Below are 11,927 nucleotides of genomic sequence, written 5' to 3'. Positions count from 1 at the left end.
GGCTGGACAGTTTGGCGTGCGTGCGTAGCGCCTCACCCCTTGGTCACTCTGCGTTGCAGAGCCGCCCCACCCCGCGGTAGCGGCTTCTCGTTGGCCAATCTCGGAAGCCCGTTCTTCGACAGGAAATCATTGATCGCTTCGCCAAGGAGCGCTTGCACAGTGCTATCTCGTTCTAGCGCGAGACGCTTCAGCGCCTTCACAACCTCGGTGTCGAAATGACCGGAAATTTGGCGCCGCCCGCTTCGGGATGGAGGCTTGTTTGCGGCCATGGATCACCAAGGAAAGAAGAACTCCCGGTAGCCCTACAAAAAAGAGGAACATAAGTAATCAGAATGTTGATGTGTCGACATTTCAACATTTGGAGACTTAATATTGGTGTTACACAAAAGAACTTGACGTAAGCGCAGACATAAAGGAAGTTTGCGCAAGCCTTAATCAACGGGCCGCAAACATGATGGCCGCATACCACTCACTGCGGTCAGCCGCGCGAATAAGATCGACTGGCGGATCCACGCACCACTTCGGGAGGGCGTACTCATCAAGGCCAGCGGCGCGATCGACGCCGGTTCGGAATCCCGCACGCGCGCGGCGAACGTGATCTGCTGGATGGTCGCGGCCGACGTCATGACGCAGGAAGAGCACGACGCCGGGCGCCGCAACTATAATCAAGCTTTCGGCATCGACGTCAACGACCCTGAGGTCGCCCGGCGAACCCGATCCCGTTTAAGGCGTGAAGATGGCCGCCTGATCGAACTGCCCGGAGGGGCCGAACGGCGTTCGCCCCTCGCTCCTACCGCTTTTTCCCATGATGATGGAGTTTATGATGCCCACGAGCACGAAGATGTTTCTGATGATGACCCAAGAGGGTGACTATGGGGCGTTGGTCCGTGGCGCGGACGCGGCGTCGGCGATCGAACGCCACTATGCCGAAATGGATGCATGGTGTCCGCCGCAAGACCCAGAACTGAACGAGGAATTTGCTGTCACCCTTTATGAGATCCCCGGACACGCAGAAGGGGACGTCGCCGCCCTTGGCGACAAGCTGTCGGCCGGTGACTATACGGACGCAGCCGCCCACCTAGTCGCGCGATATCCCGACATCACCTCCATCATCGTCAACGTCACCTATACCTATGAGGAAGGGGCGAAAGCTTCAGAGCTCAAGCCTGTGCCGGACCTCTTCGAGCGCCTCCGCTAGGGCAATCGCGGCCTCGTCCATATCGATTGGGTTGTGAAACGGCCAAAAGCGCGATCGGCCGCTTCGGCGGGGCGTTGACTAATCATGATGTCCGGCGAGACAAAGCTCTTGCCTCGCCTGCGTACACGCGCCTTGGGGACCCGCAACACGCGCCCCGTTCGCAAGCAGGCCGACAGTTCGCGGCGTAGCGATCCCCGACCCTGAACGCGAGTTAAGTTGACAACGCCCCCTGCGGACATGGGGTCTCCAGCTCCAGGAGAGGATCGGTTTCAAAAGAGCTGCCGTGGCTGTGGCGCGCAAACTGGCGGTGATAATGCATACGATGCTTAAAACCGGCCGAATGCAGGACCCACAACGTAAATCCGGATAGCGTTCAGAATCTGAACGCCTGAGGCGTCCCTGCCGGGACGTGAGCCGAGCCATTCCGCTGATGGGGTTGCACCGCTAACTCAGCAAAGTGCGTCGTCCACATTGAAGGCTCGTCCCGCGAAGCTCCATCATGCGGCGACCGATGTTGACCGCAAAGACAACCGTGTACCCGGCCAACGCATCTCCAAGCACGAAGATACTTGACGTCCCCGCCGCGATTAGACAACCCCCTCGACAGGGCCATCGAGGAGCGCGTCTCGCGCGACACCCCGGACTTCCGCATCACCGCCGGTAACGGCGTCGAGGTCGGCGCGGGTTGGAAGGCGGTCTCCAACGACGGTGAGGAATACGTCTCGGTCAAGCTGAACAATCCAAGCTTCAACGCCCCGATCACCGCGGCCTTGTGGCCGGGTAAGCCCGTGTCGGTCAAAAGAACAAGATCACCCGCCGCTGGGCAAAGCGTGCAACGCAACCTTCGGCACCGCACGACCAGCGAACCCGATCAGCCTACATCTTCGGCGCGATCTGCCCCAAGCTCGGCAAGGCGGCAGCGCTGGTCATGCCCTGGTGTGACACATACGCCATGACCCAGCATCTGGCCGAAATATCCTGCCATGTGGCCGATGACGCGCATGCCATCCTCATCATGGATCAGGCCGGGTGGCACATGTCCAACAACCTCGTCGTGCCCACGAATATCACCATCCTGCCACTGCCGCCGAAATCACCGGAGCTCAACCCGGTCGAAAACCAGCCTTGGCGCATCATGTCCATCGGCCGAAGAGAATGGACAAATGGGCTCTGATAAGTGAGGAGGCGTATTTTATTACATATGAAACGTAATATTAATTCAATTGGTTGGAATTTAGTGATAGAAAGAAATAGACAATATGGATCATTAGTAAGCACTAATAGACGATATCGCTCACGAGTATTTGGAACATACTCGGTGGAAGGAGCTAGACTTCCATATATGAGAGGAACTCGATGGATTTCGACTGAGCAATCAATTCTAAACCAAATAAATATAGCGTCAATCGTCGAGTGGCGAGATGCGTTTGCAGTGATTATTATTACTATGTACAGAATCTGGCAAGCTCTCTACTAATACACACCGTCAATTGCGCCTCCGGTGAGCAGAAATTGTTATGCTGTGTCCGTGGCGTTCCAATTTAACGGGGGAGGCAACCTGAGGGCGGCCACACTAGATCTCAAGAAATATAGCTATCACCGGAGAGCGGTATGCTGAACGATACCATCGCAAGAAATTCATTGCCGAGTATCGATCTTCTGTATGATTATGGACCGTTCTTGCGATTGAGCGAGTCTGAAGGTGGTATTGGGAGCTTTGCTCAAAACAGCCGGCGCCCGCGGGTTGGCATTGTGGGCGCCGGCATCAGTGGCTTGGTGGCGGCGACTGAACTTTTGCGCGCCGGAATAACGGACATCGTGCTATTTGAGGCGCGGGATCGTATGGGTGGGCGGGCTTGGTCACAAATCTTCGACCCGCGCGAACCGCATCTCATTGCCGAGATGGGCGCTATGCGCTTTCCTTCCAGCGCAACCTGCCTGTTCCATTATCTGAACAAATTGAGGATAGATACCGCAGCTTCCTTCCCCGATCCGGGCATCGTGGATACCGAGGTGCACTATCGAGGTGCGCGTCATTTATGGCGGGCCGGCGAGTCTCCGCCGCCACTGTTCAGGCGTGTTCATCAAGGATGGCAGGCTTTGATGAGCGACGGTTACGCGCACGAAGGGATTCAACTGCCCGCACCGGCGAAGATCACAACTTTGCTTCGGTCGCATCGCTTTGACCAAGCTCGTGACGCATGGCAGGCCTGGCTAGATTCGTTTCGCGACGTCTCCTTCTATTCGGCCCTCGTCACCATCTTTACCGGACCGCAGCCACCAGGGCGCGTACCTTGGAAAAGGCCAGAAGATTTTGAGCTTTTCGGATCGCTGGGGATTGGATCTGGAGGCTTTTTACCTGTGTACCAAGCCGCGTTTACTGAGATACTGCGTCTTGTAATTAACGGGTACGAGGACGATCAGCGCCTGATTATGGGAGGGATCTCCCTGTTGGTGAAACGGTTGGCTGAACAGGAGCTTAACGGTGTGAGTTTGCGGCAGCGTGTCCGCTACGGTCATGTAAGCCGTATTTACAAACAGGGCGGTCAGATTCTCGTGACATGCGCAGGAGGGCAGGTCGTGCCTTTTGACCGCGTCATCGTCACTACCAGCAATCGAGCTATGGAGCTGGCCCATCGTCTCACGGCGGATGGAACCTTTCTTACTAACGAAGTTTTGCGAGCGGTCAGAGAAACTCACCTTACCGGCTCTTCCAAGCTGTTTATGCTGACGGAAAACAAGTTCTGGTTAAAAAAGGGCTCGCCGACAACCATCTTGTCAGATGGCCTTGCCAGAGGGGTTTACTGCCTAGACTATCAGCCAGATGATCCGGATGGTAAGGGCGTGGTGCTGTTAAGTTATACATGGGAAGATGATGCTAACAAAATGCTTTCCATTCTGGACAAAAAGGAACGGTGCCAGCGTCTAGTCGATGATTTGGCCACCATTTCCCCTGATTTCGCCCGTCAGCTAGTCCCGGCTAACGGTGACTATGAACGTCATGTCCTGCAGCACGATTGGCTGATGGATCCATATTCAGTAGGTGCCTTCAAGCTCAATTATCCTGGTGAAGACATCTATTCAGAACGGCTATTTTTCCAATTCGCTACCGCAAAAAGACCGGAAGAAGACACGGGCTTGTATCTCGCAGGATGTGGATGCTCCTTTACCGGCGGGTGGGTCGAGGGCGCGGTACAAACGGGCTTGAATGCCGCATGTGCTGTTATCCGCAGCAGTGGCGGCCAGCTCTTGAGCGGTAACCCTATTGATTCGATGATTTCCGCTTATCGATATTGAGAACCGGTAAATTTAGCGTTCTTTAGAAAAGGCTTCTTAAACGTTTGCAACGTCCACACTCGAGGAGATTTGCAATCAAATACGGCCGGGAAAACTTCGGCGTTGGATATCAGGGAATCGGCACTTTAGGGCGCAAAAATCCATGGTCGACCGGTTAGGATGGGATTTCCTGCGCTGACAGGCGCGGGATGCAGTAGCATCGGTACTGGAACCGCCGCAACACCAAAGCGGCCAAGCGCTTGCTGACGAGGCTGCTGAAGAAGCAAGGCGTCGCGCCGAAGCGCATGATCACCGACAAGCTGCGCTCCTATGGAGCAGCCAGGCGACAGGTGATGCCGGACGTCGAGCATCAGTCGCATAAGGGATTGAACAACCGTGCCGAGAATTCGCATGTGCCGCTGCGAAAACGGGAGCGGATTATGCAAGGCTTGCGATCACCAGGAGCACTGCAACGTGTGTAGCGAGAGCGGAGCGTTTTGAGCGGGGCAGGGCGAAGTCAACGTGACATCCCCCCTCATCCCGTTGAAACGGGACGACAGCCCCGGAAACTCAGCGAAATGAGTCAATTGTCGGCGGCCCTTGCTGAATGCAGGCTGCCGGAAGAGGGAGCAACTTAACCAACTTTGACCTATTAAGGGCGCGGCAACGCATGGCTATATTTTGGGCAGAGCCATAGGACGCGGCCTAATGAGTACCGTCGTGGCGAAGCCAGAGCAAGCGTATTGGATGGGTTCCCGTCCTGCGGTTGCTGATGGCATGAGCACAGGCCTGCTCGACCAGCCGCGTCGGATAGCTTCGCCACTTTGCCCGACAGAACAGTCGGCTTTCAAAACTGGTTTCACGGCGTGAAACACGATTGCTCCCTCCTTCGCGTTGTTCCCGAAAAGGTTTCTAACCTGACACACTCTTGAGATAGGCGATGACGTTTTTGACGTCCTCGGGATTCTTGAGGCCAGGGAACCCCATTTTGTTCGCCGGGACTTTCGCCTTGGGATTGGCCAAATATGCCATCAGGTTCGGCTCATCCCATACGAGGCCCGCTGCGCCCGCATCCTTCATGGCTTTCGAGTACGAGTAGCCCGGGACGGTCCCAACTGTCCGGCCTACAACGCCTTTCAAGGTTGGCCCGACCTTATTCGCGTCGGTATCAGCGCTGTGGCAGGCGGCACACTTTTTGAAGACTGTCTTTCCGGCCTCGATATCCTGAGCCCGGGCGACCGGAGGCAAGCACGCCAAAACCATTGTGGCGCCGACGAACAGATATTTCACGCGGGAATTCACCGATTGAAGATGCGGCAGGCGGTCGATATGTTTATAAGGCATGATCCAATCCTCGCTTAAAGTACGTTACTCAGGTAGCCGTAAAGAGGCTCGTCGACTCCCTCGGCGTAGATTTCGCCCTTGGCGTCGATGCGCAGCTCGTATTGAGGAATATTGGCCGTCGACTGGTCTCAGATCTGCTACCTTTCTATGTGAGTAGTGGCCGGGACACCTAAAGGAGTGGTCATCGGCGTTGTAGTTCCATGCGAAGCCCTTGTGCGGGCACGTGGTCCAGAATCCGACAATGTCGCGGTCCGGCCCGCGCCGTCTGGTAACTGACGTCGAGGGTTCGTTCGGCTTCAGCCTGTTCGATGGGTATTCGACGAGTGCCAGCCCCAGTGCAGACTTTGTCTGAGTCTGCGCAGGCAGTTCCACAGGTATGGCCATTCCTGCATCGGCAAACGTTCCTCCTCTTAGAAATTGACGGCGGCCGATGTCAGGCAGCTTGTTGCAGCAATTCATGCGTCCTACCCATTAGGCGAAATGTTATCGCAAATAGCTCTGCAACGCTTGTGCCAACCGGAAAAGCCAGCAATTTCATACAAGATGCGAATGGGATCCATTTCCGAGGAGTCGCAGCCAAGGCCCCGCAGACCCATATCGCAAATCGTCTGTCAGCGGTCCTCGACAGCTCGCAAAGATTGGTCGGGTAGGCGCGCTGCACCCGCGAGAAGAAGCTTTCGACCTGGTTGGTGTTCGTGCCGCCCTCGGTCTGGTAGGCCTTGGATCACTCGCTTCAGCTTGTTGACGCCCGCCAGGTCGTTGTAGCTGCCATGCTCGTCGGAGATCACGGTAGCTTCGCGGGAGACGTGGTCACGGACCGCTGCCCACCGCCGTCCTCGTCGCGGATGCCGCGCGTGAATGTCTGGCCGCCACGCCTGAAGCAGTTCCAGAACATGAAGCGGCTGTGCGCCTTGGCGCTCAGGGACCGCGGTCTCGGCCGGCGGTCGACGCGGTCTTCGGCCTTGTTCTCGGGTCGGATATGGCCGCCAGCATATTGCCGTCGATCTCGACTTCGCCCTTGAGCACCATGTCTTCGCTGCCACGCGATCGCCTCGCGTAGCTTCATGAGCATCACCCAGGCGGTCTTGAACTGCACGCCGATCTCGCGCGAGAGCTGGAGTGCGGCCTTGCCCTTGACCGAGTTCACCGAGAGCCAGATGGCCATGACCATCTTCTTGAAGCTGAGCGTGCGTGACGCGAAGACCGTGCCCGACGTGACGGTGAACACGGCTTTGCAGGCCTTGTCCGAGCATTTGAGGCGGCCGCGGCTCATCGAGCACCAGCTCAGCGTGCCGCATTTCGGGCAGAACGGTTCGCCGTCTGTCTGCGGCCAGCGCATGCGCTTGAACCGGCCATAGGCCGTCGCCTCGCGGACCTTTGCCAAGGTGAGCTTCCGGCACGCGGGCGACAGCAGGAAGTGCTGCCTCTTAGCCTGTTTTTCGGACGCGGCCAGAGCTCAGTCCCTCCTCGGTTTGGACGGCGACTGAGCCGCGTATTTCCAAACCTCGGGACGGAAACGGGACGAGCGAAACCGCTGCGGCATGCTGCGCGGCGGTCGTGACGATGGCGAATGGGATGGTCATGTTCAGGCTCCAGGTTGCGGGCATACAGGGTCCGCGGCGACCGCCGGGCCACCGAAGAAATCAAAGCTGTATGTGCGCAGTCCTCAACATGGGACCGGGCTCATACTTGGAATGCGTACGGAAGTCGGCCGATGAGCGGCAGGGCCAAAGCGCAGTGATGGGCCGTCAAACGCCAGGCAGCGCGCCCTTCGCTGACATCGCGAAGACATCGAGCAGGATCGCCAGCCCCACGCCGCACGCGGTCAGGATGAGGCCCGCCATGAAGATGCGGTTAGCGCGTTCGTAGATTTGTCGGCGCAGCGAACTCATGTCGAGCAGCATGGACAGCGCCCGCATCTGCAACGCGATGCCGAACAGGATCGGCACAACGGCAACCAGGTCGTAAAACCCCCATGGCATGGGGTTAGCAGCCCAATGCGTGACGAAGCCGAGCGAAAAGGCAAGCAATATCGCCACGACGGTGATTGTATCGTTGCGGAAATCGTCTCGATCAGCTCTTCCTTCGGATCGTTCTCGTCCAAGCGCCCTCCGACGACCGCCCATGTGTGACCATCCTTCATCTCAACGAAAACAAGGTTATCGGCCCCGCCGTAGCTTTTCGAAACGTACGTCAATTCGTTGCTCTCTATCTTGGACTTTATGACAACGCCGAGAGTCTTGAACATCTCATATCGATCACTATCGAACGTTCTTTTTGTGCCGTGGTGGTCAAATGCATGATGCTGCTCATCATGCTTAGTTCTTTCTGTATAGACGTGGTTTGAGAAAACCCCATCGACAAGGAGATCGGTCCCAAGAGCGATTCCCTTTCCTGGAATCGATGCCGAAAACGCCTGCAAATGCGTTAGGTCGTAACTGGTTCCGTCGACAGTGATCGGAAGATGTTGCGATGCACACGCAGGTGCTATACTTGCAAGGATGACGACCACCAACCAAATATTTGCAGCCACCAGAATATGCAAAGCGCTAAATGAGGGAATCGTCACAGCTGGGGGTCCCTCTCGGAAAACGAGCTTCGGAAGGTGCACCACACATCATCGAATTCTTGCGGAATTTGCTCCATAATTCCGCAATTATGCGACTATGGTGCTGCCAGATAGCGGGTGTTTTCCGCCTGCGGCCTGATCTGAGTTGCGGGCGCGCGGCGATATATGTCCGCTTCTTCAAAGATCGGCTTCCATGCCGCCTACCGGGAGGAAAACGGCGAGTACAAGGAATCCGGAGTGGCCAAGGCCGAGATTGGATCATATCTGCCCCATCTCGGCCTGCGCATCGAAGCGATACGGTTCTTCACGATCGCTGGGCCGAATGATTTCCTTCTGTTGACGACGGAACAGGCTCGGGCACTCGGAATCGATGTCTTCGAACAGGACGGCTTGAAAGTCACGACGGTTGACATCTACGCGGGTCGATTCGTGTCTTACGGCATGCTCTGCTCACGTTGCGAAGGATTCCTCCTATTTGACAAAGGAATCGTCGAGCGGGAGACCCTGGAAGCAATCAAGGCGGGCCAGCAGATCGCAGGGAACGACGCCTGGATTGATATCTGGACGCCGATGCAACGCGCCGCGCTACGGCGATGGCGGCGTAGTAGTAGTCGTCGTCGAGCAGAATGGCGTACAAACTTGCGGCATCATCTTCAGCGACGATCCTTGTGACCACCGCCAGCTCCGGAAGCGTGATCCCTTTTGGCCTCCGGGTGAACAGTTCCAACATGCGCTTCGATTGCCGCAACAATCACGCGTGCCCGAGCGTGATGTCGGACATACGACACAGCTGCATTCGAGCCATCGTGTTGTTCCGAAACGATTTCCCCTTTTGGCACGGCATATGCGTGTTCATTGTGTGCAGGTAACAAACCACCACCAACCAAAAGGATCCGGAAATGTCCAAGATCACAGACAAGTCTGGCCAATCCGCTGAAACCGACGAATTCCAGCCATTCGACCCCAGCAAGGCCATCGATCAGTTTCGCGCGGCCACCGAAAAGGGCGTCGAGCAATCGAAAGAAGCGCTTGCCAAATTCCAGCTCGGCGCCGATGAGGCTAAGAAAGTGCTTAAGTCGACCTTTGAAACCGCTAGGTCAGTCGGCAACGAGGTGTCGCTGGCGACGATCGCCGCGCTGCGCGCCAATGTCGACGCCGACTTTTCGCATCTTCAAGCTCTAGCCGGCGCGAACTCGCTGTCCGAGGTAATTGAGCTGCAGACCACATTTCTACGCAAGCGCGTCGAAATGGGGCTCGAGCAGGCTAAGGATTTTCAAGCGCTCACTACCAAGGCGGTGACCGATATCTCCAAACCGGTCAAGGAGATCTTCGAGAAGACACTTTGGGACCTCAAGGCCGCCTGATAGCTCAAGCGCTGAAAATACCTGGGCGTCAGGCCGGTCTGACCTCCATATTGGGGGCGATGCCCAAGTCCAGTGGAGATCGTTCAAATTGCGAAGAACCAGCCCATGGCGTATCAAGAACGTCCCGAACGTGAACGCGACTTCCACAACAAGCGCTTCGGCGCTGTGGAAGAACGCAGGCAGGATTCGTTCTACTTCGCGGCTCAGCCTGCAACGGATGCCTGCTGGCAGCTGCTGAGAGAAACAGCGCCGGGAAAGACTGCACTCGAATATGGCTGCGCGGACGGCGAGAACAGCATTCGCCTAGCGCCCTTCGCCAAGAAGATAACCGGCATCGACATCTCCGACGTTGCCATCCAGAAGGCAAAGAACGAGGCGGCGCGCCGCAGGATCAATAATGTCGCGTTCCAGATCGACAATGCGGAAGAGATGAGCCTGCCCTCGGCGACGTTCGTGTTCGGGGCCGGCATTCTTCATCACCTCATCCTCGACAACGCACTTCGCGAGATCCACAGGGTGATGCGACCCAGCGGCAACGCGATCTTCTTCGAGTCGCTCGGCCACAATCCGCTGATCAATATGTACCGCAACCGAACGCCCGAGGCCCGGACGATCGACGAGCACCCGCTTTTGAAGAGCGACTTCGACATCGTTCGCAAGCATTTTTCCAAATGCGACCTGCAATTCTTCGGGCTTTCCACGCTCGCATCGATCCCGTTCCGCAGGAGCGTTCTGGGCCGTACGGTGCGGGCCATCGGCAAGCAAGCCGACAATGTGCACTGAAGGTGCCAGGGCTCCGGTGGCAGGCTTGGATCGCCGTGATGGCCCTGGAGGCGTCATGAGGGACGTTGCCAAGTCGGCCACCGCGGGCTTTTCGCAGGCTGACATCGATTTCCCGCCGCCGATCGGTGGCCTGCTCAAACGCAGCTTCGATATCACCGGTTCACTGATTGGCTTGATCGCGCTCAGCCCGCTGTTTGTCGTGATCGCTCTGCTCGTCAAATTTTCCGACGGCGGATCGATTTTCTACGGCCACAGGCGAATCGGGCGCGGCGGGCGGATTTTTCCGTGCCTGAAGTTCCGCACCATGATTCCCGATGGCGACAAGGTGCTGGCCGCCTATCTCGCGACCAACCCTGACGCCAACGCGGAATGGGTAGCAACCCGCAAGCTGAAGAACGATCCGCGTGTCACCCGCGTCGGAGCTGTCTTGAGGAAACTCAGCCTCGATGAGCTGCCCCAGATCATCAACATCCTGCAGGGCGACATGAGCCTTGTCGGACCTCGTCCGGTCGTGCGCGACGAACTGGAGATTTATGGCACCTCCGCCGTCTATTACCTGAAATCCCGCCCGGGCCTGACCGGCCTATGGCAGGTCAGCGGCCGCAATGACGTTTCCTATGACAGCCGCGTTGCCTTTGATCGCCACTATGTCGAGAACTGGTCGCTGTTCGAGGACGTTCGCATCATCATCAAGACCGTGCCGGCCGTCTGGATGTCACGCGGCTCTTACTGACGGGCCGCGATGCCACGCATTCGGTGTCTGGCATTCGGCGGCAAGCTCATCGGGCGATGGGGCTAGATTTAGCGGCATAACACCGCCATCGCCCTTGACCAGAAGGTGGATGTGCCCCTCCGCGACGATCTCGCCGAAGACTCTCGACGCGACGCCGAGTTCGGCCTCTATAGCTTCCAGCCGGACCGTCTTCCGGAGCCGCTCACCCAGCCTGAGCACCGCACGAGCCTCCAGCTTCGTCGGGAAGCCGAGGCTCGTCTCGTGCGGCACGAGGCCGTGCTGCTTGAGGATGTTCTTCATCCGCGTCGACGTGAACGCAAGCGGGCTTTGAACAGTTCGTCTTCGTCCTCGGAAGCGAGATAGGCGAACCCTCGCCGAGGCCAAAGGAGGCCTCGAAAGTGAGCGCCGACAGCGTCGCACTGTGGAGGTCGGACCCAGACGCACCGCCCCCGCCCGCCGAACGGTCTCCCAGCATGACTTCCTATGCAGCGAGACCGCCGAGTCTGACGGCGATGTCGTCGAGCAGTTGCGCCCTGCGGTTCGACCGTTTCCTGCATGCACGCGTCGACAAAGGTGCTGGCGGACCAGTTCGCCCGGGCGAAGAAGATCGTCGAGGCCATCGGCAGGAGGTCGAACCGATCGCGGGGGCGCTGCTGCGGA

At 57.5% G+C, this 11,927-nt stretch carries 12 protein-coding genes and 4 pseudogenes; 10 read left to right on the top strand and 6 right to left on the bottom strand.

Annotated elements, in window-relative coordinates:
* Positions 1-32: 32 nt before the first annotated feature.
* Positions 33-269 carry a ribbon-helix-helix domain-containing protein gene (locus tag C9427_RS35490; protein ID WP_353622456.1) on the bottom strand — a complete coding sequence of 79 codons (237 nt, stop codon included), beginning with the start codon at positions 267-269 and terminating at the stop codon, positions 33-35.
* Positions 270-606: 337 nt separating this feature from the next.
* Here C9427_RS35490 and C9427_RS33975 point away from each other — a divergent pair, with 337 nt between their 5' ends.
* Positions 607-870, top strand: a complete 264-nt coding sequence (locus C9427_RS33975; RefSeq protein WP_146172638.1) for a hypothetical protein — start codon at positions 607-609, stop codon at positions 868-870.
* Positions 842-1,198: a hypothetical protein gene (locus C9427_RS32495; RefSeq protein WP_167434573.1), complete on the top strand. Its 357-nt coding sequence runs from the start codon at positions 842-844 to the stop codon at positions 1,196-1,198. The genes C9427_RS33975 and C9427_RS32495 overlap by 29 nt, the downstream gene beginning before the upstream one ends.
* A 47-nt stretch (positions 1,199-1,245) precedes the next feature.
* Here the strand turns inward: C9427_RS32495 and C9427_RS35080 are convergent.
* A pseudogene (locus C9427_RS35080) lies at positions 1,246-1,404 on the bottom strand (IS30 family transposase); the annotation flags it as partial.
* A 411-nt stretch (positions 1,405-1,815) separates the two neighbouring features.
* Between C9427_RS35080 and C9427_RS32485 the strand changes: the two are divergent.
* From C9427_RS32485 to C9427_RS32470, 4 genes and pseudogenes are all read left to right on the top strand, one after another.
* Positions 1,816-1,983, top strand: a pseudogene (locus tag C9427_RS32485) (DUF736 domain-containing protein); the annotation flags it as partial.
* Positions 1,983-2,372, top strand: a pseudogene (locus C9427_RS32480) (transposase); the annotation flags it as partial. The pseudogenes C9427_RS32485 and C9427_RS32480, both read left to right, overlap by 1 nt.
* A 437-nt stretch (positions 2,373-2,809) precedes the next feature.
* The gene (locus C9427_RS32475; RefSeq protein ID WP_107653058.1) at positions 2,810-4,495 is read left to right on the top strand and encodes an NAD(P)/FAD-dependent oxidoreductase; all 1,686 of its coding nucleotides are present in this window, start codon (positions 2,810-2,812) and stop codon (positions 4,493-4,495) included.
* A gap of 212 nt (positions 4,496-4,707) precedes the next feature.
* A pseudogene (locus C9427_RS32470) lies at positions 4,708-4,950 on the top strand (DDE-type integrase/transposase/recombinase); the annotation flags it as partial.
* A 436-nt stretch (positions 4,951-5,386) separates the two neighbouring features.
* On the opposite strand, the gene C9427_RS32460 reads toward C9427_RS32470, so the two are convergent.
* The 3 genes from C9427_RS32460 to C9427_RS32440 form a co-directional block, all read right to left on the bottom strand.
* Positions 5,387-5,737 (bottom strand): c-type cytochrome, encoded by a 351-nt coding sequence (locus C9427_RS32460; RefSeq protein ID WP_167434574.1) that lies wholly within the window; start codon positions 5,735-5,737, stop codon positions 5,387-5,389.
* Between the two features lie 865 nt (positions 5,738-6,602).
* Positions 6,603-7,202 (bottom strand): transposase, encoded by a 600-nt coding sequence (locus C9427_RS32450; protein WP_107653055.1) that lies wholly within the window; start codon positions 7,200-7,202, stop codon positions 6,603-6,605.
* Between the two features lie 364 nt (positions 7,203-7,566).
* Positions 7,567-7,848 (bottom strand): hypothetical protein, encoded by a 282-nt coding sequence (locus C9427_RS32440; RefSeq protein WP_245437265.1) that lies wholly within the window; start codon positions 7,846-7,848, stop codon positions 7,567-7,569.
* Positions 7,849-8,552: 704 nt separating this feature from the next.
* Between C9427_RS32440 and C9427_RS32435 the strand changes: the two genes are divergently transcribed.
* The 4 genes from C9427_RS32435 (at position 8,553) to C9427_RS32420 (ending at position 11,267) form a co-directional block, all read left to right on the top strand.
* Positions 8,553-9,059, top strand: coding sequence for a hypothetical protein (locus C9427_RS32435; protein ID WP_107653053.1), 507 nt, complete (start codon positions 8,553-8,555; stop codon positions 9,057-9,059).
* 227 nt (positions 9,060-9,286) lie between these two features.
* Positions 9,287-9,751 (top strand): phasin, encoded by a 465-nt coding sequence (locus C9427_RS32430; protein ID WP_107653052.1) that lies wholly within the window; start codon positions 9,287-9,289, stop codon positions 9,749-9,751.
* Positions 9,752-9,856: 105 nt separating this feature from the next.
* Positions 9,857-10,534, top strand: a complete 678-nt coding sequence (locus C9427_RS32425; protein WP_107653051.1) for a class I SAM-dependent methyltransferase — start codon at positions 9,857-9,859, stop codon at positions 10,532-10,534.
* Between the two features lie 55 nt (positions 10,535-10,589).
* Positions 10,590-11,267, top strand: coding sequence for a sugar transferase (locus C9427_RS32420; RefSeq protein ID WP_107653050.1), 678 nt, complete (start codon positions 10,590-10,592; stop codon positions 11,265-11,267).
* On the opposite strand, the gene C9427_RS32415 is transcribed toward C9427_RS32420, so the two are convergent.
* The gene (locus tag C9427_RS32415) at positions 11,250-11,567 is read right to left on the bottom strand and encodes a hypothetical protein (RefSeq protein WP_107653049.1); all 318 of its coding nucleotides are present in this window, start codon (positions 11,565-11,567) and stop codon (positions 11,250-11,252) included. The genes C9427_RS32420 and C9427_RS32415 overlap by 18 nt on opposite strands.
* Between the last annotated feature and the right edge of the window lie 360 nt (positions 11,568-11,927).

It is taken from the genome of Mesorhizobium helmanticense (assembly GCF_003034915.1).
GTDB lineage: Bacteria > Pseudomonadota > Alphaproteobacteria > Rhizobiales > Rhizobiaceae > Mesorhizobium > Mesorhizobium helmanticense.
Note: the sequence above shows the minus strand (reverse complement) of the source record. Positions and strands in the feature narration are given on the sequence as shown.